At 56.5% G+C, this 20,630-nt stretch carries 17 protein-coding genes; 2 read left to right on the top strand and 15 right to left on the bottom strand.

Features of this window, described 5'->3' with window-relative positions:
• Nucleotides 1–35: 35 nt before the first annotated feature.
• Nucleotides 36–3,155 (bottom strand): efflux RND transporter permease subunit, encoded by a 3,120-nt coding sequence (locus BJP61_RS19725; RefSeq protein ID WP_171999162.1) that lies wholly within the window; start codon nucleotides 3,153–3,155, stop codon nucleotides 36–38.
• Nucleotides 3,156–3,164: 9 nt separating this feature from the next.
• A complete protein-coding gene (locus BJP61_RS19720; protein ID WP_171999161.1) occupies nucleotides 3,165–4,307 on the bottom strand; it encodes an efflux RND transporter periplasmic adaptor subunit in 1,143 nt (380 codons plus the stop codon).
• 381 nt (nucleotides 4,308–4,688) lie between these two features.
• On the opposite strand from BJP61_RS19720, the gene envR reads away from it, so the two are divergent.
• On the top strand, nucleotides 4,689–5,336 hold the full coding sequence (gene envR / locus BJP61_RS19715; RefSeq protein ID WP_171999158.1) for an acrEF/envCD operon transcriptional regulator: 648 nt from the start codon (nucleotides 4,689–4,691) through the stop codon (nucleotides 5,334–5,336).
• Nucleotides 5,337–5,380: 44 nt separating this feature from the next.
• Here envR and BJP61_RS19710 read toward each other — a convergent pair whose 3' ends face one another.
• From BJP61_RS19710 to BJP61_RS19650, 13 genes are all read right to left on the bottom strand, one after another.
• Nucleotides 5,381–7,483: an EAL domain-containing protein gene (locus BJP61_RS19710; protein ID WP_038865622.1), complete on the bottom strand. Its 2,103-nt coding sequence runs from the start codon at nucleotides 7,481–7,483 to the stop codon at nucleotides 5,381–5,383.
• A 326-nt stretch (nucleotides 7,484–7,809) separates the two neighbouring features.
• The gene (gene fis / locus BJP61_RS19705) at nucleotides 7,810–8,106 is read right to left on the bottom strand and encodes a DNA-binding transcriptional regulator Fis (RefSeq protein WP_000462905.1); all 297 of its coding nucleotides are present in this window, start codon (nucleotides 8,104–8,106) and stop codon (nucleotides 7,810–7,812) included.
• 25 nt (nucleotides 8,107–8,131) lie between these two features.
• Nucleotides 8,132–9,097: a tRNA dihydrouridine synthase DusB gene (dusB, locus tag BJP61_RS19700; protein ID WP_038865651.1), complete on the bottom strand. Its 966-nt coding sequence runs from the start codon at nucleotides 9,095–9,097 to the stop codon at nucleotides 8,132–8,134.
• A gap of 373 nt (nucleotides 9,098–9,470) precedes the next feature.
• Nucleotides 9,471–10,211 carry a carbonic anhydrase family protein gene (locus tag BJP61_RS19695; protein ID WP_171999157.1) on the bottom strand — a complete coding sequence of 247 codons (741 nt, stop codon included), beginning with the start codon at nucleotides 10,209–10,211 and terminating at the stop codon, nucleotides 9,471–9,473.
• 182 nt (nucleotides 10,212–10,393) lie between these two features.
• Entirely contained in the window at nucleotides 10,394–11,275 is an 882-nt protein-coding gene (gene prmA / locus BJP61_RS19690; RefSeq protein ID WP_171999154.1) for a 50S ribosomal protein L11 methyltransferase, read from the bottom strand.
• 8 nt (nucleotides 11,276–11,283) lie between these two features.
• Nucleotides 11,284–12,738: a sodium/pantothenate symporter gene (gene panF, locus BJP61_RS19685; protein WP_075193248.1), complete on the bottom strand. Its 1,455-nt coding sequence runs from the start codon at nucleotides 12,736–12,738 to the stop codon at nucleotides 11,284–11,286.
• A complete protein-coding gene (locus tag BJP61_RS19680) occupies nucleotides 12,728–12,970 on the bottom strand; it encodes a YhdT family protein (protein ID WP_007766620.1) in 243 nt (80 codons plus the stop codon). Before BJP61_RS19680 ends, panF begins: the two co-directional genes overlap by 11 nt.
• A gap of 105 nt (nucleotides 12,971–13,075) precedes the next feature.
• Nucleotides 13,076–14,425, bottom strand: a complete 1,350-nt coding sequence (gene accC, locus BJP61_RS19675) for an acetyl-CoA carboxylase biotin carboxylase subunit (protein ID WP_038865614.1) — start codon at nucleotides 14,423–14,425, stop codon at nucleotides 13,076–13,078.
• Between the two features lie 10 nt (nucleotides 14,426–14,435).
• On the bottom strand, nucleotides 14,436–14,909 hold the full coding sequence (accB, locus tag BJP61_RS19670) for an acetyl-CoA carboxylase biotin carboxyl carrier protein (RefSeq protein WP_038865612.1): 474 nt from the start codon (nucleotides 14,907–14,909) through the stop codon (nucleotides 14,436–14,438).
• A gap of 22 nt (nucleotides 14,910–14,931) precedes the next feature.
• Nucleotides 14,932–15,384: a type II 3-dehydroquinate dehydratase gene (aroQ, locus tag BJP61_RS19665; RefSeq protein ID WP_171999152.1), complete on the bottom strand. Its 453-nt coding sequence runs from the start codon at nucleotides 15,382–15,384 to the stop codon at nucleotides 14,932–14,934.
• Between the two features lie 231 nt (nucleotides 15,385–15,615).
• Entirely contained in the window at nucleotides 15,616–16,218 is a 603-nt protein-coding gene (gene msrQ / locus BJP61_RS19660) for a protein-methionine-sulfoxide reductase heme-binding subunit MsrQ (RefSeq protein WP_038865608.1), read from the bottom strand.
• Nucleotides 16,219–17,223 (bottom strand): protein-methionine-sulfoxide reductase catalytic subunit MsrP, encoded by a 1,005-nt coding sequence (gene msrP / locus BJP61_RS19655; protein ID WP_075193250.1) that lies wholly within the window; start codon nucleotides 17,221–17,223, stop codon nucleotides 16,219–16,221. It lies immediately after the preceding gene.
• Nucleotides 17,224–17,327: 104 nt separating this feature from the next.
• The gene (locus BJP61_RS19650) at nucleotides 17,328–18,302 is read right to left on the bottom strand and encodes an MDR family oxidoreductase (RefSeq protein ID WP_075193251.1); all 975 of its coding nucleotides are present in this window, start codon (nucleotides 18,300–18,302) and stop codon (nucleotides 17,328–17,330) included.
• A gap of 232 nt (nucleotides 18,303–18,534) precedes the next feature.
• Here BJP61_RS19650 and csrD point away from each other — a divergent pair, with 232 nt between their 5' ends.
• Nucleotides 18,535–20,475, top strand: coding sequence for an RNase E specificity factor CsrD (csrD, locus tag BJP61_RS19645; RefSeq protein WP_171999150.1), 1,941 nt, complete (start codon nucleotides 18,535–18,537; stop codon nucleotides 20,473–20,475).
• Nucleotides 20,476–20,630: the final 155 nt, after the last annotated feature.

Genomic DNA, 20,630 nt, shown 5'->3' with positions numbered 1-20,630 from the left:
TAAAGGCGCCATAAAGGCGCCTTTTTTATCAGGATTTACGCATTGCCGTCTGGCTTTATAAAGCGTCGCCGGATCACCACGAAAAAGACCGGCACGAAGAAAATGGCGAGCAGCGTGGCACTCAGCATTCCTCCCATAACGCCGGTGCCAACCGCGTTCTGCGCGCCGCTACCCGCGCCGTTATTCAGCACCAGTGGCAGCACGCCGAGAATAAACGCCAGCGACGTCATCAGGATAGGGCGCAGGCGTAAGCGCACCGCCTCAAGCGTCGCTTCCGTCAGGCCCCGTCCTTCTTTTTCCATCAGGTCCTTCGCAAACTCCACAATCAAAATGGCGTTTTTCGCCGACAGGCCAATCGTCGTCAGCAGACCTACCTGGAAATAGACGTCATTGTTCAGTCCGCGCAGCGACGCCGCCAGCAGCGCGCCGATAATCCCCAGCGGCACCACCAGCATGACTGAAAATGGAATTGACCAGCTTTCATAAAGCGCCGCGAGGCACAGGAACACCACAATCAGCGAAATGGCATACAAGGCGGGCGCCTGGTTTCCGGAAAGCCGCTCCTGATAAGAGAGCCCCGTCCAGTCGTAGCCGATGCCCGCAGGCAGCTTACTGGCCAGGCTCTCCATCAGCGCCATCGCTTCACCGGTGCTTCGGCCTGGCGCCGCCTCGCCCAGGATCTCCATTGATGGCATCCCGTTATAGCGCTCCAGACGCGGCGAGCCGTAAATCCAGTGCGATGTCGTGAACGTAGAAAGCGGCACCATATCGCCGCCGCTGCCGCGCACATACAGAGTATTAATATCCGACGGCAGCATACGGAATGGCGCGTCGGCCTGAACGTAGACCTTCTTCACGCGGCCCCGGTCGATAAAATCGTTCACGTACGTGCCGCCCAGCGCCGTCATGATCGTCTGGTTAATATCGGGGATAGCGACGCCTAATGCCTGCGCTTTCTCCTGATCGACATCGAGTTTGAACTGCGGCGTATCCTCAAGGCCATTCGGGCGCACGCGCGTCAGCAGTTCCGGATGCTCGCGGACCATGCCCAGCAGCTGATTACGCGCCTGCGTCAGCGCGTTGTGCCCGAGGTTCGCCTGATCTTTAAGCTCAAAGTCAAAACCCGTCGCGGTGCCCAGCTCAAGAATGGCGGGCAGGTTAAACGGGAACACCAGCCCGTCCTGAATCTTACTGAACGCCTTACCGGAGCGGGCGACAATCGCGCCGACGCTGTTTTCGTGTCCGGGACGGGCCTCCCACGGTTTCAGGCTGATAAACGCAATCCCGGCGTTCTGACCCTGGCCGCTGAAGCTAAAGCCGCTGACGGTAAATACCGAGTCGACATTCGCTTTCTCGTCATTGAGATAATAATGACTTACCTGGTCAAGCACCTGCTGCGTGCGCGCCTGCGTCGCGCCGGACGGCAACTGCACCATCGTCATAAACACGCCCTGGTCTTCTTCCGGCAGGAACGAGGTCGGCAGGCGGACAAACAGCACCGTCATTCCGGCAACAATCAGCAGATACAGCAGAAGATAGCGCCCGGTTTTGTGCAGAATGCCGCCCACGCTCTGTGTGTAGTGGTTAACGCTCAGATCGAAACGCGCATTAAACCAGACAAAAAATTTCGCTTTTTGGGCATGGTGATCGTCGCTTACCGGCTTCAGTAGCGTAGCGCACAGGGCAGGGGTGAGGATCAGCGCCACCAGCACGGACAGCGCCATTGAGGAGACGATAGTCACGGAAAACTGCCGGTAGATAGCGCCTGTCGAGCCGCCAAAGAATGCCATCGACACGAAGACCGCGGAAAGTACCATCGCAATCCCCACCAGCGCGCCCTGGATCTGCGACATGGAGAGCTGCGTTGCCTCTTTGGGCGGCAGCTTCTCTTCCACCATGACGCGCTCGACGTTTTCCACCACCACGATCGCGTCGTCCACCAGCAGCCCTATCGCCAGCACCATCCCGAACATCGTCAGGGTATTGATGGAATAGCCGAACGCCGCCAGAACCGCGAAGGTGCCTAACAGCACTACCGGCACGGCGATGGTCGGAATCAGCGTCGCACGCAGGTTCTGAAGGAACAGGTACATCACCAGGAAAACCAGAATGATGGCCTCAAACAGGGTTTTTACCACCTCGTGAATGGAAATTTTCACAAACGGTGTGGTGTCGTAGGGGTAAACCACCTTCATGCCCTGCGGGAAATAGCGCTGCAAATCGGCGAGCGTGGTTTTGATAGCATTGGCGGTATCCAGCGCATTCGCGCCAGTGGCGAGCTTGATCCCAAGCCCCGTGGCGGGCTGACCGTTGATTTTGGTCAGCATATTGTAGTTTTCACCGCCAAGCTCAATGCGCGCCACATCGCGCAGGCGCACCTGCGAGCCGTCCGGATTCACCTTCAGCATCACACGGCCAAACTCCTGAGGATCTTTAAGGCGCGTCTGGGCAATGATCGAGGCGTTCAACTGCTGTCCAGGCAGGGCGGGCGTGCCGCCAAGCTGGCCCGCGGCTATCTGGTTATTCTGCGCTTTTAGCTGATTGATAACGTCCAGCGGCGTGAGCTGGTAGTTATTCATCGCGTGCGAATCGAGCCAGATACGCATAGCGTATTGCGCGCCAAACAGCTGCACGTCGCCCACGCCGTTGGTGCGGCTGATGGTATCTTTCACATCAGAAGAGACGTAGTCGGCGATATCCTCCTGCGTCAGCAGTGGATTATCGCTGATAAAACCGGCGACCAGCAGGAAACTGCTACTGGCTTTCTCAACGCTCACACCCTGTTGCTGTACCTCCTGCGGCAGCAGCGGCATCGCCAGCTGCAGTTTATTCTGCACTTGCACCTGTGCGATATCTGGATCGGTACCGGAGGTAAACGTCAGCGTGACGGTCACGCCGCCCGCTGAATCGCTGGTGGAGGACATATACATCAGGTTATCGATGCCGTTCATATTCTGCTCGATAACCTGCGTCACGGTGTCCTGCACCGTCTGAGCGTCAGCGCCTGGATAGGTCGCCGAGACCGCGATAGCGGGCGGCGCGATAGTCGGATACTGCGCGATGGGAAGCTGCAGGATCGCCAGCGCGCCCGCCATCATCATGATTATCGCCAGAACCCAGGCGAAAATAGGACGTTGAATAAAAAAGTTAGCCATGGCGTCACCTTATTTCGCAGGCGCGGTAACGGGCGTGACGACGGCGCCCGGATGCGCTTTCTGCAATCCGCTGACGATAACTTTCTCGCCGGTTTTCAGCCCCTGAGTGACCAGCCAGTTCGTTTTGATGGCCTGGCTGGTAGTGACGCTGCGGTTTTCCACCTGGTTTTTCTCATTCACCACCATCACCATCGCCTCGCCGCGCGGCGTGCGCGTGACGCCCTGCTGCGGCACGAGGATCGCGTCAGGCTGCATACCCTCATGAATGCGGGCGCGAACAAACATTCCTGGCAGCAGGAAATGTTGCGGATTAGGGAAAATCGCGCGCAGCGTGATTGAGCCGGTGCTCTCATCCACGGTGACATCGGAGAATTGCAGTTTGCCTTTCAGCGGATAGGTGTCGCCGTTCTCCATCACCAGTTCGACGTTGCCGGCGCCGCTCTCTTTTTCAACCTGCCCTTGCGCCATCGCGTGTTTCAGATGCAGAAAATCGGTGCTGGACTGGGTAACATCCACATAGATAGGATCGAGCTGCTGCACTGTCGCCAGTTCATTCGTCTGGCTGCTGGTGACCAGCGCGCCTTCGGTAACGCTGGATTTTCCGATGCGTCCGCTAATCGGCGAAGTGACTTTCGTCCATGCGAGGTTAATGCGGGCGCTCTCCAGTGCGGCCTTTGCCGCCGCGACGCTCGCGTCGGCCTGATGGGCATTCGCTACCGCTTCGTCATATTCTTGCTTACTGATGTACTGCGTTCCTGTAAGCGCCGCGTAGCGACGCACCGTCAGCCGCGCCATCTCGGCTGCGGCCTGCGCTTTGGCGAGGCTGCCCTGGGCGTTCTGCCACGCAGCCTGGTACATCGCCGGATCTATCTGGTAGAGCGACTCGCCAGCCTGCACGTCTGCGCCCTCGGTGAAGTTTCGCTTAAGGATGATGCCGCTGACTTGCGGGCGCACCTGGGCGATGCGAAAAGCGCGGGTGCGGCCCGGCAGTTCGGTGACCACCTCAACAGACGTAGGCTGCACGACATGTACCGTCACCTGCGGCGCTGAGGCAGCAGGGACATTAGCGGTTTGATTATCACAACCTGTCATCCCTGACGCACAGAGGTACAGGCCAAGGGGCATAAGCAGAAGCCTGGCATAATTGGTCATTGCTGTTCCTTTATTAGCAGTAATACGATATCCACCGTCAGGCCGGTAGCAGGAATAAGGATGAGATGAAAATAACAGAGCGCTATCGTACAAATAATTGAGCGCCTGTGTCAGCAAACCTTATTTATTCGGACATTGTAAAAGCACCAGAAAGCAAAGGAAGGCCTTCTTTTGTTTTTAAATTTATGATTTCTGGAATTAAATTGTTTCTGGTTGCGTAAAAACTTTTCGTTAAGGAAATACATTTCCCGAATGTATTTTATTTATTAAATCATTCCTTGAATCTATATATAAAAATCACAGGCCAACAAAAATAAGCTGTGATAAAAACGCCGGAGAATAATATTAATTGAATCCCGCCAGGAAAAGGCAAGGTGAATTATGGCCCGGAAAACCAAACAGGAGGCGCTGAAAACGCGCCAGCAGTTAATCGACGCCGCTATCTATACATTTGCCGAGCGTGGCGTGGCGCATACCACGCTCTCTGATATCGCGCGCGCCGCGCAAGTGACTCGTGGCGCTGTCTACTGGCATTTCGCCAGTAAAGCGGAGCTGTTTAATGAAATCTGGCAGCAGCAATTGCCGGTGAGAGATATCATTCGCCCGCAGCTGCCGGCGCAGGCGTGGAGCGACCCGTTACTTTTATTACGGGAAACGTTTATCGCCGTGCTGCAATATATCGCCAGCACGCCGCGCCAGCGGGCGCTATTACAGATTCTGTATCGTAAATGCGAATTTGATGAGGAGATGATGTCAGAGGCTGAGATTCGTGAGCGAATTGGATTTAGCCGGCATTATGTGGGGGATTTACTGCGACAGGGCATCGCGGAAAATGCGATTTCGGGATCGCTTGATGTCGATATTATGTTAACGATTTTACACGGCTGCCTGAGTGGTATTCTTAAAAACTGGTTATTTCAGCCAGAGGCATGCGATCTTTTCAGATTAGCGCCTGTACTGGTGGACAATATGCTTCGGATGCTGCCACGCCCGGATAATAAAAACGAGTCGGTATTACTGGCGCAATAAACGTGAGTGTCGCCAGCGGCGTGGGAGCGCTGCTGGCGTAACGGTCAGACCGGCTCGCGTTTTTCCGCTACGGGCGTCGTCTGCGGGTGTTCCAGATTATTGCCTTCGCGGGTGATAACGTCCGGTGCCAGCGGTCTGCCAAGCAGATAACCCTGTAGCGTATTGCAGCCCAGTTCGGTCAGGAACTGCTGCTGTTCTACCGTTTCCACGCCTTCGGCGACGACGCGCAGATTAAGGGTTTTCGCCAGCGCGACGATAGCTGATACGATGGTCGCGTCTTCGCCCTCGGCACGTAGTTCATTCACAAACGCGCGGTCGATTTTCAGCTCGCTGGCGGGCAACCGCTTCAGATAAAGCAGGCTCGAATAACCGGTGCCGAAATCATCAATCGAGGCCTTCACTCCCAGCTCAGTGAGGCGGGTAAGCAGGCGCACGCTCTCATCCGGGTTGCTCATGGCCGTGGTTTCAGTCACTTCCAGAATCAGCTTATCAGGCGCTATCTGGTGGCGTTCGAGACATCCCATCACCATTTCCACCAGATCCGGCTGTTCGAATTGCATGGTGGAAAGATTCACCGCGACCGACCAGTGGCGATGGCCCGCCTGGTGCCATTCGTTTAACTGGCGGCAGGCTTCGTCCAGCACCCATTCGCCGATGCTGATAATCATCCCGGTTTTTTCCGCGAGCGGCAGGAAGGCGTCAGGGGAAAGCAGCCCGTACTGCGGGTGCTGCCAGCGCAGTAGCGCCTCGAAACCGACCACCGGCCCGGAAGGCGCCTGGAATTTTGGCTGATACATCAGGCGGAGTTCTTTGCGCTCGCGCGCCATCCATAGATCGTTCATCAGCTGAAGCTGGGTCTGCGCCTGGGTATTCATCGACGGCTGGAAAAAGCTGTAGCCGTTACGGCCAATATGCTTGGTGTGGTACATCGCGGCATCAGCATTGAACATCAGCTCGCGACCGTTTTTGCCGTCGTGGGGATAGAAGGCGATCCCGACGCTGAGCGTCACCACCAGTTCATAAGGCTCAATAGCAAACGGGCTGTCGATCGCGCGCACCAGCGCGTTAGCAAGCGCCGCCGCGTCGTTAGGCTGGTCGGTTTCTGCCAGCAGCACGAACTCATCCCCACCGATGCGCGCCAGCGTAAACTGCCCTTTCAGCAGTTCTTTGAGGCGCTCGGTGACGGCAACCAGCAGCCGGTCGCCAGTGTTATGCCCGTAGGCGTCATTCACCGCTTTGAAGCCGTCAAGATCCATAAACATCAGTGCGAAACGGCTCCCTTCGCGATCGGCTTTGTGAATCGCCTGATCGAGACGATCTTCCAGCAAAATGCGGTTTGGCAGGCGGGTCAGGGTATCCTGTAGCGCCAGCTGGGCCAGCTCTTTGTTCGCTTCGGCAAGTGAGGAGGCAAGCAGCGAGGTGCGCGCCTGCAGGCGTGCGTCAAACATCGAGACCAGCAGCGTAATGCCAAGAATGGCGAGCGTCACCAGCGTCACGACCAGCGCCAGCCAGCGGGTATTCACACCCATGTGTGTGGCGTGCGTATGCCCCGGAAAATTCGCTGCCAGCATGCCGGTATAGTGCATACCTGCGATGGCTATCCCCATAATGATGGCGGCGCCGGCGCGCATCAACGCCACGCGCCCGACATCCTGGCGCAGCCGAAAGGTAAGCCACAGCGCAGCGGCGGAGGCCAGCAGGGCAATAATGACTGACAGCGCCACCCATCCCCAGGACCAGACGATACCGGGCTCTACCAGCAGTGCGGCCATACCGGTGTAGTGCATAGCTGCAATCCCGCAGCCCAGCACCAGCGAGCCGGGAATAAGGCGCGAGATGTTTAAATCCGCGCCGCAGACCAGTTGCAGAGCAAACAGCGACGAGCCGATGGCGATTAACAGCGATACCGCTGTGATGAGAGGATCATAGCTCAGCGTCACCGGCAGGCTCATCGCCAGCATGCCGATAAAATGCATGGCCCAGATGCCAATCCCCATTGCGACGCTGCCGCCAACCAGCCAGACGCGCGCCACATAGCCGCTGCTGGTGGTTACGCGACCGGCCATATTCAGCGCGGTGCTTGAAGCCAGAATGGCCACAATAAACGAGGTCACAACAAGGATATTGTCGTAATGACTAACCAGCATGGCGTCTCATCCAAAAAGGTCGCTGCATCCGCAGGCCTTGCCTGGCGGGCCTGTGGGGAAAAAGGGAGCTGAACATTATCACCGCCGAAAACCAGGCGAAAGTGATTTAAGACCCCTGAATGACAATGGATTTGACAGGTATAACCGTGTTCAGCAATGTCGCTACGGCGCCGATATTTCTGGCACGATACTGTCATTAGTGTAGCGCGAGGGCGCTATTTGTCAGGCCAGGCGGGAGAACAACGGCGGGCTGAAGGCTAAAAACAAAAAAGGCGCTTTCCCATGCCGGTTAGCGCCTTTTTAATCAGCAAGTTAGCTAAGCGAACTTAGTTCATGCCGTATTTTTTCAGTTTCTTACGCAGCGTACCGCGGTTGATACCCATCATCAGCGCAGCGCGGGTCTGGTTGCCGCGGGTGTATTGCATCACCATGTCCAACAGGGGCTGTTCTACTTCAGCCAGTACCAGCTCATACAGGTCATTCACATCCTGACCGTTCAGTTGAGCAAAATAGTTCTTCAGTGCCTGTTTCACCGAGTCACGCAGGGGCTTTTGAGTCACCTGATCCTGAGAGTTAACGGTAGAAACGGTCAGTACGTCAGAATTTACGCGTTGTTCGAACATAGTTCTGTCAGCTCTTTATTTCTGTTTACGCAAAATTTTCGAAGTATGCCTCCAACGCCTCCAGCTGTTCGCTGGCATCCTCAATGGCGTTGAATGTGCGCCGAAACTGGTCATCTGGAGCATGTTCCTGGAGATACCAGGCCACATGTTTGCGCGCGATTCGGTACCCCTTTGCCTGGCCGTAAAAGTCATGCAATTCCCGAACGTGCGCGCATAGCAAGCGCTTAACCTCTGCCAGAGGCAGAGGAGGCAGCAGCTCCCCAGTGTCCAGATAGTGCTGGATTTCCCGGAAGATCCAGGGTCTTCCCTGAGCCGCGCGACCTATCATCAGAGCATCCGCCCCTGTATAGTCGAGCACAGCTCTGGCTTTATGCGGGGAAGTAATGTCGCCATTCGCAATAACCGGAATGGAGACCTTCTGCTTAACTGTCCGAATGCTGTCGTATTCTGCGTTGCCCTGAAACAAACAGGCGCGGGTGCGGCCATGAATCGTCAGCGCCTGAATACCACATTCTTCAGCCAATTGGGCAATTTCTACACAGTTACGGTTAGCCGGATCCCAGCCGGTGCGAATCTTCAACGTAACGGGAACGTCCACTGCGTTAACAACCGCGGTCAGGATAGACTTCACCAGTTCCGGGTATTGCAGAAGGGCTGAACCTGCCAGCTTGCGATTCACTTTTTTAGCCGGGCACCCCATATTGATATCAATAATCTGGGCGCCGTTTTCCACATTAATACGTGCGGCTTCCGCCATCTCTTCGGGCACGCTGCCGGCGATTTGCACGGTGCGAATACCGGGCTCATCCACATGCACCATCCGCAACCGGGATTTGTCGCTCGCCCAGACTTCCGGGTTAGAGGACATCATCTCAGAAACGGTTAATCCTGCCCCCATCTCGTAGCACAGCGTCCGAAAAGGTCTGTCTGTAATGCCAGCCATCGGTGCTGCGATCAGGCGATTTCTGAGCTGGTAGTGTCCGATACGCATGAGTGAAGAAATGACCATACTGTGCCTGCAAGGCGGCGTATATTACGCATTTTTTGCACGAGATGAAAGGCCAAACTTTGAACAATCCGATGCGACAGATCAATGAATCGGCGCCTGTACGGATTCCCCTAATAAATTAGGCTTAACAATCATTACGTTAAATGAAAGCGATGAAAAATCGCGCGTTAAAAAAATCCCGGAAATCGTTCTTTTTTTAACGAAACGACCGGGCAGTAAGCGGGATAAACGGCGATAAAACAGGCAAAATTAGCGATAAAATGCGATCTGGCTCTCGTTATGCGGCCGGGGAATCTCCGGCTGAAGGGCGTAAATGCTGGAGAAAAGACGGGCGGAGTTTTCCGCCCGTAGTGGATTATTCTACGACTACGCGCCCGTGGAGAGGCTGTACGGGCCGGTTGTTATCGTGATGCATAAGTTGTTTGAATTTGTTGAGCTGCCCGGCGGAGAGCGTCAGAGGCTGCTTAATGACAAGCCAGGCGATCCCTTCGCTGCACGGCGGCGTGGTCAGCGAACCACTGAAGCGGTAATAGGTTTTGTCCTGCGGCAACAGCTTATTGATATCAATCACGGTATTGAGCGGCTGGCTGGCATCGGCGTGATCCGGAAGCGCCTGCCAGAGCTTCTCAAGCTCGGCGTTCGCCGCGCCGGTCTTAAACATTACCGCCACCACCGCGATGTCGCCCGCGGCATTTTTATGAACCAGATGCATTTCCAGATCGTAGTGCTTGCCGTGCAGGGTGTTTTCGCTTGGCGCGTGAAAGTGGAACTGTTGCAGACGATATGCAACGCCGTCGATCGTGACGCTATCCTGCGTGTTTTCAGGCAGTGTCGCTTGTACGGTGTGACCATTATTCAGGAGAGAGAACGGGCCATCCACATAGTGGGTTTTCAGCGGAACGACATGGGCTTTTAAAGTATTGTCGATATCAATAGGTGACTGGTTCATGCCTTTCTGACACAGGCTGAAATCCGGATCCAGCTCCCCCCAGTGCTCGGGTGAACCTTCGCCTTCATAGCTCCAGTGCGAGGCCATCGCCAGAGCAGGGAGCAGGCTCAGCGTGAGCAAAACCGAACGAGCAATTTTCGTAGCCATAAACAAATTCTCTGTGTGAATAATTAACGGTATTCTCATTCGTGAAATGAATTATTTCACACAGTTATTATACGGTTATGGCGGCGAGTCCAGAAATTAAAAGGCTGTATAAAAAAATAAAAAGCGCGGTCAATTCCGCGCTTTTTTATCATGCTGGCGCTCCCAAAGGAGAAGACGAAGCCTTAACGCTTAACGCCGGTGATACGGCACCACTCTTCTTTTTCCACTACCGGGTCGAGCGTAAATAGCGGGTCATACGCTTCGCACACGCTTTGCGCCTGGCTTGCCAGAATGCCCGACAGCCCCAGCAGGCCACCCTGTACCGGCAGCACGCTAATCAGCGGCGCCAGCTCACGCAGCGGGCCCGCGAGAATATTAGCGACGACCACATCTGCCTGCATATCCGACGGCTGGTTTTCCGGCAGATACAGCTCCAGTCGGTCGGAGACGCCGTTACGCTGCGCGTTATCACGGCTCGCCTGAATCGCCTGCGGGTCGATATCAATACCAATCGCTTTAGCCGCGCCCAGTTTCAGCGCGGCGATGGCGAGGATGCCGGAGCCGCAACCGAAGTCGATTACGGTTTTACCCGCCAGATCCAGGCCATCCAGCCACTGCAGGCAAAGCGAAGTCGTCGGGTGCGTGCCGGTACCGAAGGCGAGGCCCGGATCGAGCATCACGTTAACGGCATTTTCATCCGGCACGTCGCGCCAGCTCGGACAGATCCACAGACGCTCGCCAAAGCGCATCGGGTGGAAATTATCCATCCATTCGCGCTCCCAGTCTTTGTCTTCCAGCTGTTCGATTTTATGGGCGAAGCCCACGCCGAGCCGCGGGACGTTTTCCAGCATGGCGACCACGTCCTGCATATCAGTTTCCGCATCGAACAGGCCGATAACGTCGGTATCGCCCCACAGGCGGGTTTCGCCTGGCAGCGGCTCGAACACCGGCGTGTCGTGGGTGTCCTGGAAGGTGACGGAGACCGCGCCGCTTTCCATCAGCGCATCGCTAATCTCTTCGGCGTGAGCGCCGGTGGTGTTGATTTTCAGTTGTATCCAGGGCATGGCATTACTCATTCATTAACAGAAGAAACAGGCGCGGCCTGCGCAGCCGGGCGACCGAAACAGTTACCCACTACAAAAGCCAGCAAACTTAACAGCAGGGACGGCACAATCGGATGAAAGCCGAACAGCTGTATTTTAAACGTGGCCAGCAGCGCGTAAAGCACGCCGCCGACAATCATCGAAGAAAGCGCGCCTGCGGCGTTGGCGCGCTCCCAGTACAGCCCCAGCACCAGCGGCCAGAGGAATACGGCTTCCAGCCCGCCGAACGCCAGCAGGTTGAGCCAGATAATCATCTCAGGCGGCCGCCAGGCGGCGAGCAGCAGCAGTACGCTTAAGATTAACGTAATCAGCGACGACATCCGCTTCAGACGTTTTTCGTTGTGGATCTCCGCCGGACGCAGGTTCAACCACAGATCTTTGACGATCGTCGCGGAAGACTGTAACAGTTGCGCGTTAATGGTCGACATAATGGCCGCCATTGGTGCGGCGAGAAAAATTCCGGCGGCGAAAGGCGGCAGTACGGTCACCATTAACGTCGGGATAACCAGATCCGGCACGTGTAAATCTGGCAGCACCGCGCGGCCCAGGGCGCCGGCAAGATGCATGCCGAGCATCAGGATGGCCACCACAACTGTGCCGAGAATAATCCCGCGATGCACCGCTTTGCTGTCTTTATAAGAGATGCAGCGCACCGCCGTATGCGGCAGGCCGATCACGCCAAAACAGACCAGCACCCAGAACGAGGTCATAAAAGATGGCGATAAAATATCTTCCGCGCCCTGCGGCGCGACCAGTTGCGGATCGATATGCTGAAGTTTATCCACCGCGCTGTGCAGCCCGCCCGCGGCGTGCACCACGCCGACCAGCAGCACAATCGTGCCGATCAGCATCACCAGGCCTTGCAGCGTGTCATTAAGCACGCTGGCCCGAAAGCCGCCGAATGCCGTGTAAAGCGCAATGCTGACACCGAAAATCAGCAGGCCGGTTTCATAAGGGATGCCCGCTGCGGTTTCCAGCAGACGCGCGCCGCCGATAAACTGCACCGTCATGGCGCCGATAAACGCCACCAGCAGGCTCAGGCTCGCGAGCCAGACCAGCAGGCGGCTCTGAAAGCGCGCGTAGAGCATATCGTTGAGCGTGACGGCGTTATAACGTCGCGCCAGGATGGCGAACTTCTTGCCGAGCACGCCGAGCGACAGCCAGACGGCAGGAAGCTGAATCATCGCCAGCAGCACCCAGCCGAGACCATATTTATATGCCGCCCCCGGTCCGCCGATAAATGAACTGGCGCTGATATAGGTGGCGGTTAACGTCATCGCCAGCACCACACCGCCCATCGAGCGGCTGCCGAGGAAATATTCATTCAGGAAATTACCGCTGCTGCGCCGCCGCATCGCGTACAGCGACAGGCCGAACACCACCAGCAGATAGGCTACGAGCGGCAAAATGACATCACGCTGCATCGTTATCCTCCAGAGGAATGTCGCGGAAAATCACGCGCACCATGAGCCAGCAAAGCAGGATAAACAGCAGCGGCACCAGCAGACAGGCCATTTCAAACCAGTGCGGAAGGCCGGTGATGCCTTGCTGCGAATCAGGTAAGTAAGCAGCGACTAACCAGGCTGCGAGATAGAGGAGGGTCAGCCACAGCGCCCATCGCGCTTCTTTATGGGCCTGAACAAAACGTTTGTCCATTGTCATACCCTGTCAGTGAAGAAAGCGGCGATTGTACCCTGGCCTTTCAGGGGAGCCACAAAAAATAAAGGCCAGCGACGCTGGCCTTGAGCAGGGAAACGGGGCTTATTTCTCTTGCAGGCCCAGTTTCTTCTCCAGGTAGTGGATGTTCGTTCCACCATGCTGGAAGTTTTCGTCGTTCATGATGCGGGTCTGCAGATCAACGTTGGTCTTGATGCCGTCGATGATAAGCTCCTGCAGGGCGTTACGCATACGGGCCAGCGCCACATCGCGGTTTTCACCGTAGCAGATGAGCTTGCCTATCATGGAATCGTAATACGGCGGTACGGTATAACCGGCGTAAATATGCGATTCCCAGCGAACGCCAAAGCCGCCCGGCGCGTGGAAGCGCGTGATTTTACCCGGGCTTGGCAGGAACGTATTCGGGTCTTCGGCGTTGATACGGCATTCCACCGCATGGCCTTTGACCACGACTTCTTCCTGTTTGATGGAGAGCGGCTGACCGGCAGCGATACGCAGCTGCTCTTTAATCAGGTCAACGCCGGTAATCATCTCGGTAACCGGATGCTCTACCTGAATACGGGTGTTCATTTCGATGAAGTAGAACTCGCCGTTTTCAAACAGGAACTCAAACGTACCTGCGCCGCGATAGCCGATGTCCACACAGGCTTTCGCGCAGCGCTCGCCGATATAGCGGCGCAGTTCCGGAGTAATGCCCGGCGCCGGCGCTTCTTCGACGACTTTCTGGTGACGACGCTGCATAGAACAGTCGCGCTCTGCCAGATAGATAGCGTTGCCCTGACCGTCCGCCAGCACCTGAATTTCGATGTGGCGTGGGTTTTCCAGGTATTTCTCCATGTAGACCATGTCGTTGTTGAAAGCGGCTTTCGCTTCCGCACGGGTCATGGAGATGGACTGCGCGAGATCGGCGTCGCTACGCACAACGCGCATACCGCGACCGCCGCCGCCGCCGGACGCTTTGATAATGACCGGATAGCCGATGCGTTTAGCATGGGCGCGGTTCTTATCCATATCGTCGCCCAGCGGGCCGTCGGAGCCTGGTACGGTCGGTACGCCAGCTTTCTTCATCGCAGTGATCGCGGAGACTTTATCGCCCATCAGACGAATGGTGTCGGCTTTCGGGCCGATGAAGATAAAGCCGGAGCGCTCAACCTGCTCGGCAAAGTTGGCGTTCTCGGACAGGAAGCCGTAACCCGGGTGGATGGCGACCGCGCCAGTAATTTCAGCGGCGGCGATAATCGCCGGGATGTTCAGATAGCTTTTGACTGACGGCGCCGGACCGATGCACACGGTCTCGTCTGCCAGCAGTACGTGTTTCAGATCGCGGTCCGCGGTCGAATGCACCGCGACGGTCTTGATGCCCAGCTCTTTACAGGCACGAAGAATACGCAGTGCGATTTCGCCACGGTTAGCGATGACAATTTTATCCAGCATGTTCGCCTCGTTATTCGATGACAACCAGCGGCTCGTCAAATTCTACTGGCTGACCGCTTTCGACCAGGATCGCTTTCACAACGCCGGCTTTATCGGCTTCGATCTGGTTCATCATTTTCATCGCTTCAACGATGCACAGGGTGTCGCCCACGTTGACTTTCTGGCCCACTTCCACAAACGCTTTCGCGTCCGGGCTCGGGGTACGATAGAAGGTACCAACCATCGGGGAACGTACGATGTGACCACTGACTTCTGCGGCGGCCGGAGCTTCCATTGCCGGAGCGGCAGCCGGAGCAACAGCGTTAGACAGGGCCGGCTGCGGCTGCATCATCGGCGCGGCATAGGCCTGCTGCATCATCGGGAAGCCCGAATTAGCCGGTGCGCGGCTGATACGTACAGACTCTTCGCCTTCAGAAATTTCCAGTTCAGCGATGCCTGATTCTTCAACCAGCTCGATCAGTTTTTTAATCTTACGAATATCCATGAGTGGGTTCCGTACTCTTTGTTTAGTGTGATTGTGACAGGCGTTTGACCGCCGTCTGTAAAGCATAGGTATAGCCGTCGGCGCCTAAACCGCAGATGACGCCGGCTGCGATATCAGAAAGGTATGAATGATGCCGGAAGGGCTCGCGGGCATGCACGTTGCTCAGGTGGATCTCGATAAACGGGATGCTCACCGACAGCAGCGCGTCGCGCAGCGCCACGCTGGTATGCGTAAACGCGGCCGGATTGATCAGGATATAGTCAATCTGGTCTTTAGCCTGATGAATTCGGTCGATAAGCGCATATTCGGCGTTAGATTGCTGGTGATCGAGCGACACATTCAGCCGTTGCGCTTCGGCGGCAAGTTCGTTAACGATTTGTTCCAGCGTTTGCGTGCCGTATTTCTCCGGCTCGCGGGTGCCGAGCATGTTAAGGTTCGGGCCGTTCAAAAGCAAAATGTGAAATTTCTCGGTCATCCTGGCGCTATCTCCTGCCATTTTCCGGTAAATGTCAAAATATACCTTCATCGTCTGGTTGTCACCCGCCGACGTGTAAAAAGCGGCGGCTGAAAAACCAAAGTCGCACATTATAACGATTTCGTAGCATTTGGCAGCTAAATACTGGTCTTATCAGGGAAGATTATCAACCACCCTCAGGAAAACGTTATCGGGGAATAACAGAAGTGCGGGAAAACGCACATAAACGCATCATGTTCGCCACCATTGGCGTAGCTTTTTATAACGCCATGCCAGCAGGACAATTGCGCCCAGCGCGTAAAAGAGCGGTTGCGGCGACAGGATCTTCACCGACCAGAGATAGTGTATCGGTGCGAGTATCGCGACAAGATAGACGAAGTTATGTAACGTTTGCCAGCGACGCCCCAGTTTACGCTGCGCCGCCTGGAAAGAGGTGAGCGCCAGCGCCAGCAGAATAAGCCAGCTTATCACCCCGAGCGTCAGATAAGGACGCGACACCAGTTCACTGCCAAGCAGCGACAGGTTACTCAGCCCGAGTTCCAGGAGGGAATAGCTCACCAGATGCAGCGTCGCCCACGCAAAACACCACAGTCCCAGCAAGCGGCGGGTGCGAATCAACAAGGGCTGTTTCAGCAACCGGGTCAGCGGCGTGACGAGCAGAGTAGCGAGCAGCAATTTAAGCGCCATTCTGCCGGTAAAATGCTGGATATCTTTCGCCGGATCGGCGCTGAACAAACCCTGACTGGCGGCATAGAAAAGCCACAGCAGCGGCAAAAAAGCGGCGAGATGCAGCGCCACTTTCAGCCAGACAATCTGTTTTGCCGTTAAACGCACTCAGAAATTCTCCCGAAGATCGAGCCCTTTATAGAGCGACGCCACTTCATCGGCGTAGCCATTAAACAGCAGCGTCGGCTGGCGCTTAACATCCAGCACGCCGCCTGCGCCAATCACGCGCTCGCTGGCCTGCGACCAGCGGGGGTGGTCGACATGCGGATTCACATTGGCGTAAAAACCGTATTCATCCGGTGCGGCCTGGTTCCAGGTCGTCGGCGGACGCTCGCGGGTCAATTTGATGCTGACGATCGATTTAATGCCTTTAAAGCCATATTTCCACGGTACCGTCAGGCGCACCGGCGCGCCATTTTGCGGCGGCAGCGCTTTGCCGTAGACGCCGGTTGTCAGCATGGTGAGCGGATGCATCGCCTCATCAAGACGCAACGCTTCAACATACGGATACTCCAGCCCGCCGCCGATAAAGCGGTCTTTCTGGCCAGGCATGATATCGGGCGCATACAGCGTTTCGAAGGCGACATATTTCGCGTTGCTGGTGGGCTCCACCAGAGCGAGCAGCTTATGAAGCGGGAACCCTATCCACGGCACTACCATCGACCACGCTTCGACGCAGCGCATCCGATAAATGCGCTCTTCCAGCGGAAATTTTTTGGTGAGGTCATCGTGATCGAGCGTCAGCGGCTTTGCCACTTCGCCGCTGATTTTCAACGTCCACGGTGATGTTTTCAGAATGCCGGCGTTAGCGGCAGGATCGGCCTTATCCAGACCAAACTCATAGAAATTGTTATAACCGGTGACTTTATCTTCCGGCGTCAGATCAAGCTTCGCCTGATATTGCGCAGGTCGCGTAAAATCAAGCGGCGCACCGGCCGGCGCTTTAGGCCGATCGTGGCCTTTGAACCAGGAGAGCACATCGGCCTGCGCGACGCCTGACAGGGAGAACGCCGCCGTGGTAATGCCCAGGGCTTTGAGCACCTGGCGACGCTTCATGAAGAAAGCCGACTCGGCAGTGACATCGGCTTCGGTTAAACGACTGACTTTTTTCATGACCCGCTCCGGAATAACGATACGTAACGCTACGCCTTAATCATGACAGGGCACAAGTCAGCCTGCGAGTGAAGAGGTTAATTATCTGTAAATAAATTTAAGCATTAGCGAATTTTTACCAGCGTACGCCCCTGCGCTCGGTTGCTGATGATGGCCTCGGCGAAAGCGGGGGCCTGATCCAGCGTTATCTCAGTCGCGCTCTGCTGATAAAACGACGCGGGCAGGTCACGCACCAGACGCTGCCAGGCTTCAAGACGACGCGGCGCAGGCGTCATCACCGAATCCACGCCCTGTAAACGTACGTTGCGCAGAATAAAAGGCATGACCGTGGTTGGCAGTGCGAAACCGCCCGCCAGACCGCAGGCCGCCACGCAGCCGCCGTAGTTGATCTGCGCCAGCACTTTGGCCAGCACGTTATTGCCGACGGTGTCCACGGCGCCCGCCCACAGCTGTTTTTCCAGCGGGCGGCTTTCGGCGAACTCGTCACGGCTGAGAATACGGCTCGCGCCGAGGCTTTTCAGGTATTCATGCGTGCTTTCACGGCCGCTCACCGCCGCGACCTGGTAACCCAGATGATGCAGCAGCGCCACCGCCGTGCTGCCCACGCCGCCGCTTGCGCCGGTCACCAGCACTTCGCCGCTCTCAGGGCGCACGCCCGCCTCTTCCAGCGCCATCACGCACAGCATCGCGGTAAAACCCGCCGTGCCGATGATCATCGCCTGACGCCCGTCCAACCCTTGCGGCAGCGGCACCAGCCAGTCGCCTTTCACGCGTGCCGTTTCGGCAAGCCCGCCCCAGTGGTTTTCGCCGACGCCCCAGCCGGTCAGCAGTACCGGTTGGCCCGGCTGAAAGCGCGCGTCAGCGCTTTCACGCACCACGCCCGCGAAATCAATGCCTGGCACCATCGGAAACTCGCGAATGATTTTGCCTTTGCCGGTGATCGCCAGCGCGTCTTTGTAGTTAAGGCTCGACCAGTCGATATCGACCGTCACCTCCGCCTGCGGCAGCAGCGTCTCCTCAACCGGTTTTACCGAGGCCAGGGTTTTGCCGTCCTGCTGTTCGAGAAGTAAAGCCTGCATGTTAATGCTCCTTAAAAACGACTTAAGTTGGAAAATCACTTCTGAGGACTATACTCGCATAATGAAACGTTATGCCGATTTGCCGCAATAAAACTGCATAGCCGCGCCCCCATTTCTGGTAGTATGCGCGGTTCGATATTTAAAGTTAGCACTCACTTCCACCCGTTCATTAGCGTGAAGAACCGAAAGGCGGTTCCCCCGCGTGACGCCCAACTACGGAGTTAACACAAGGATGCGCTTAACGACGAAATTCTCCGCCTTTGTCACGCTGCTGGTCGGTCTGGCGATGCTGGTGACATTACTGGGCTGTTCGCTAAGCTTCTTCAACGCTATTCAGCATAAAGTGACGCAGCGCGTCGCGTCGGTCGCCGCCGTGGTGGATAACGAACTGGTTTTTCAGTCACCGCAAGCGATGCAGCACCGGCTTGATGAGATCATGGTGCCGCTGGATATCGTGCTGGTTGAGTTCGAACTGGGCGGCAAAGTGGTGTTCAGCCACGCGAGACCCGAGAGCTACCGGGAATCGACGATTCAGACCCGCGATCGCAAACTCGCCGTACCGCTTATCAAACACCCCGGCATGACGCTGCGTTTAACGTGGCAGGATCCGCTGGTGACCTATTATCGCTCTCTGCTGACTACGGCGCCGCTCACGCTGGCTTTCGGGCTGATGGTCGTGATGATTTATCTCTCGGTGCGCTGGATCAAGCGCCAGTTGGCGGGGCAGGAGCTGCTGGAAGGCCGGGCGGTGCGCATTCTTAATGGCGAACGCGGCGCCAACGCGCGCGGCAATATTCATGAATGGCCAACCCATGCCAGCAGCGCGCTGGATGTGTTGCTCTATGAACTTCAGCTTGCCGGCGAACAGCGCAGCCGGATGGATACGCTCATTCGCGCCTATGCCGCTCAGGACGCCAAAACCGGGCTCAGCAACCGCATTTTCTTTGACAACCAGCTGGCGACGCTGCTTGAAGACCAGGAGAAAGTGGGCACTCACGGCGTGGTGATGATGATCCGCCTGCCGGATTTCGACATGCTGCGCGACAGCTGGGGAAAAACCACCGTTGAAGAGTACCTTTTCACGCTTATCAACATGCTTTCTACTTTTATCATGCGTTATCCCGGCGCGCTGCTGGCCCGCTATTTTCGCAGCGATTTCGCCGTCCTGTTGCCGCACCGTACGCTCAAAGAAGCTGACAGCATCGCCAGCCAGTTACTGAAAGCCGTGGGCGCTCTGCCACCCACCCGGATGCTCGACAGCAGCGATATGCTGCATATCGGTATTTGCGCCTGGCGCAGCGGGCAGACCACCGAGCAGGTGATGGAACATGCCGAAGTGGCGGCGCGCAACGCGGTGTTGCAGGGCGGCAACGGCTGGGCGGTTTACGACAGTTCGCTGCCGGATAAAGGGCGCGGCAACGTGCGCTGGCGCACGCTGATTGAAAATGCGCTACAGCGCGGCGGCCCGCGTTTCTACCAGAAACCGGCGGTACTGCGCGACGGCTATGTCCATCATCGTGAACTGATGTGCCGTATCTTTGACGGCGATGAAGAAGTGCTGGCGGCGGAGTATATGCCGATGGTGCAGCAGTTTGGCCTCGCCGAACAATACGATCGCCAGTTAATTGGCCGGGTCCTGCCTTTTCTGCGCTTCTGGCCTGACGAAACCCTGGCGCTGCCAGTCACGGTGGAGTCGCTGATCCGCCCGCCGTTTCAGCGCTGGCTGCGCGATACGCTGATGCAATGCGAAAAATCGCATCGGAAACGCATTCTTTTTGAACTTGCCGAGGCAGATGTTTGTCAACATCTCAGCCGTTTACAACCGGTTGTGCGTTTAATCAGGGCGCTTGGGCTTCGCATCGCGGTAGTTCAGGCGGGATTAACGGTGGTCAGCACAGCCTGGATAAAAGCGCTGGATGTCGAAATCATCAAGCTGCATCCGGGACTGGTGCGGGATATCAACAAGCGCACCGAAAACCAGCTTTTTGTACAGAGTCTGGTGGAGGCGTGCAACGGAGGGCAGACGCGGGTTTTTGCCGCCGGCGTCAGGACCAAAAGTGAATGGCAGACGCTGGTCGAGCGTGGCGTGACGGGAGGTCAGGGCGATTTTTTTGCCGCCTCGCAACCTCTCGATACTAATGTGAAAAAATATTCGCAAAGATATTCGGTTTGACCTGCCGTTTAACTTGTTTTCACGTAGAATAACGCGCGCTGCATCTTAAGGGGGCGCACGCCTGCCGGCCAGAGTGTCGCAGCATATTGAAGCAGGCTTTTACTCTTAGCGCATAAGGCGTCGTCGGGTCAGCAACGCTCGCGACATCGCCAGCC

It is taken from the genome of Cronobacter sp. JZ38 (assembly GCF_008932145.1).
Lineage (GTDB): Bacteria > Pseudomonadota > Gammaproteobacteria > Enterobacterales > Enterobacteriaceae > Cronobacter > Cronobacter muytjensii.
The sequence above is the reverse complement of the archived record's forward strand: the minus strand, read 5'-3'. Positions and strand labels throughout refer to the sequence as shown.

Bases quoted from the DNA above. Each gene is read 5' to 3' on its own strand.
- prmA (WP_171999154.1), bottom strand. From the start codon at position 11,275: ATGCCCTGGATACAACTGAAAATCAACACCACCGGCGCTCACGCCGAA.
- envR (WP_171999158.1), top strand. From the start codon at position 4,689: ATGGCCCGGAAAACCAAACAGGAGGCGCTGAAAACGCGCCAGCAGTTA.
- BJP61_RS19725 (WP_171999162.1), bottom strand. From the start codon at position 3,155: ATGGCTAACTTTTTTATTCAACGTCCTATTTTCGCCTGGGTTCTGGCG.
- msrP (WP_075193250.1), bottom strand. From the start codon at position 17,223: ATGAAAAAAGTCAGTCGTTTAACCGAAGCCGATGTCACTGCCGAGTCG.
- aroQ (WP_171999152.1), bottom strand. From the start codon at position 15,384: ATGACCGAGAAATTTCACATTTTGCTTTTGAACGGCCCGAACCTTAAC.
- panF (WP_075193248.1), bottom strand. From the start codon at position 12,738: ATGCAGCGTGATGTCATTTTGCCGCTCGTAGCCTATCTGCTGGTGGTG.
- BJP61_RS19720 (WP_171999161.1), bottom strand. From the start codon at position 4,307: ATGACCAATTATGCCAGGCTTCTGCTTATGCCCCTTGGCCTGTACCTC.
- BJP61_RS19680 (WP_007766620.1), bottom strand. From the start codon at position 12,970: ATGGACAAACGTTTTGTTCAGGCCCATAAAGAAGCGCGATGGGCGCTG.
- BJP61_RS19695 (WP_171999157.1), bottom strand. From the start codon at position 10,211: ATGGCTACGAAAATTGCTCGTTCGGTTTTGCTCACGCTGAGCCTGCTC.
- csrD (WP_171999150.1), top strand. From the start codon at position 18,535: ATGCGCTTAACGACGAAATTCTCCGCCTTTGTCACGCTGCTGGTCGGT.
- fis (WP_000462905.1), bottom strand. From the start codon at position 8,106: ATGTTCGAACAACGCGTAAATTCTGACGTACTGACCGTTTCTACCGTT.
- accB (WP_038865612.1), bottom strand. From the start codon at position 14,909: ATGGATATTCGTAAGATTAAAAAACTGATCGAGCTGGTTGAAGAATCA.
- accC (WP_038865614.1), bottom strand. From the start codon at position 14,425: ATGCTGGATAAAATTGTCATCGCTAACCGTGGCGAAATCGCACTGCGT.
- BJP61_RS19710 (WP_038865622.1), bottom strand. From the start codon at position 7,483: ATGCTGGTTAGTCATTACGACAATATCCTTGTTGTGACCTCGTTTATT.
- dusB (WP_038865651.1), bottom strand. From the start codon at position 9,097: ATGCGTATCGGACACTACCAGCTCAGAAATCGCCTGATCGCAGCACCG.
- BJP61_RS19650 (WP_075193251.1), bottom strand. From the start codon at position 18,302: ATGCAGGCTTTACTTCTCGAACAGCAGGACGGCAAAACCCTGGCCTCG.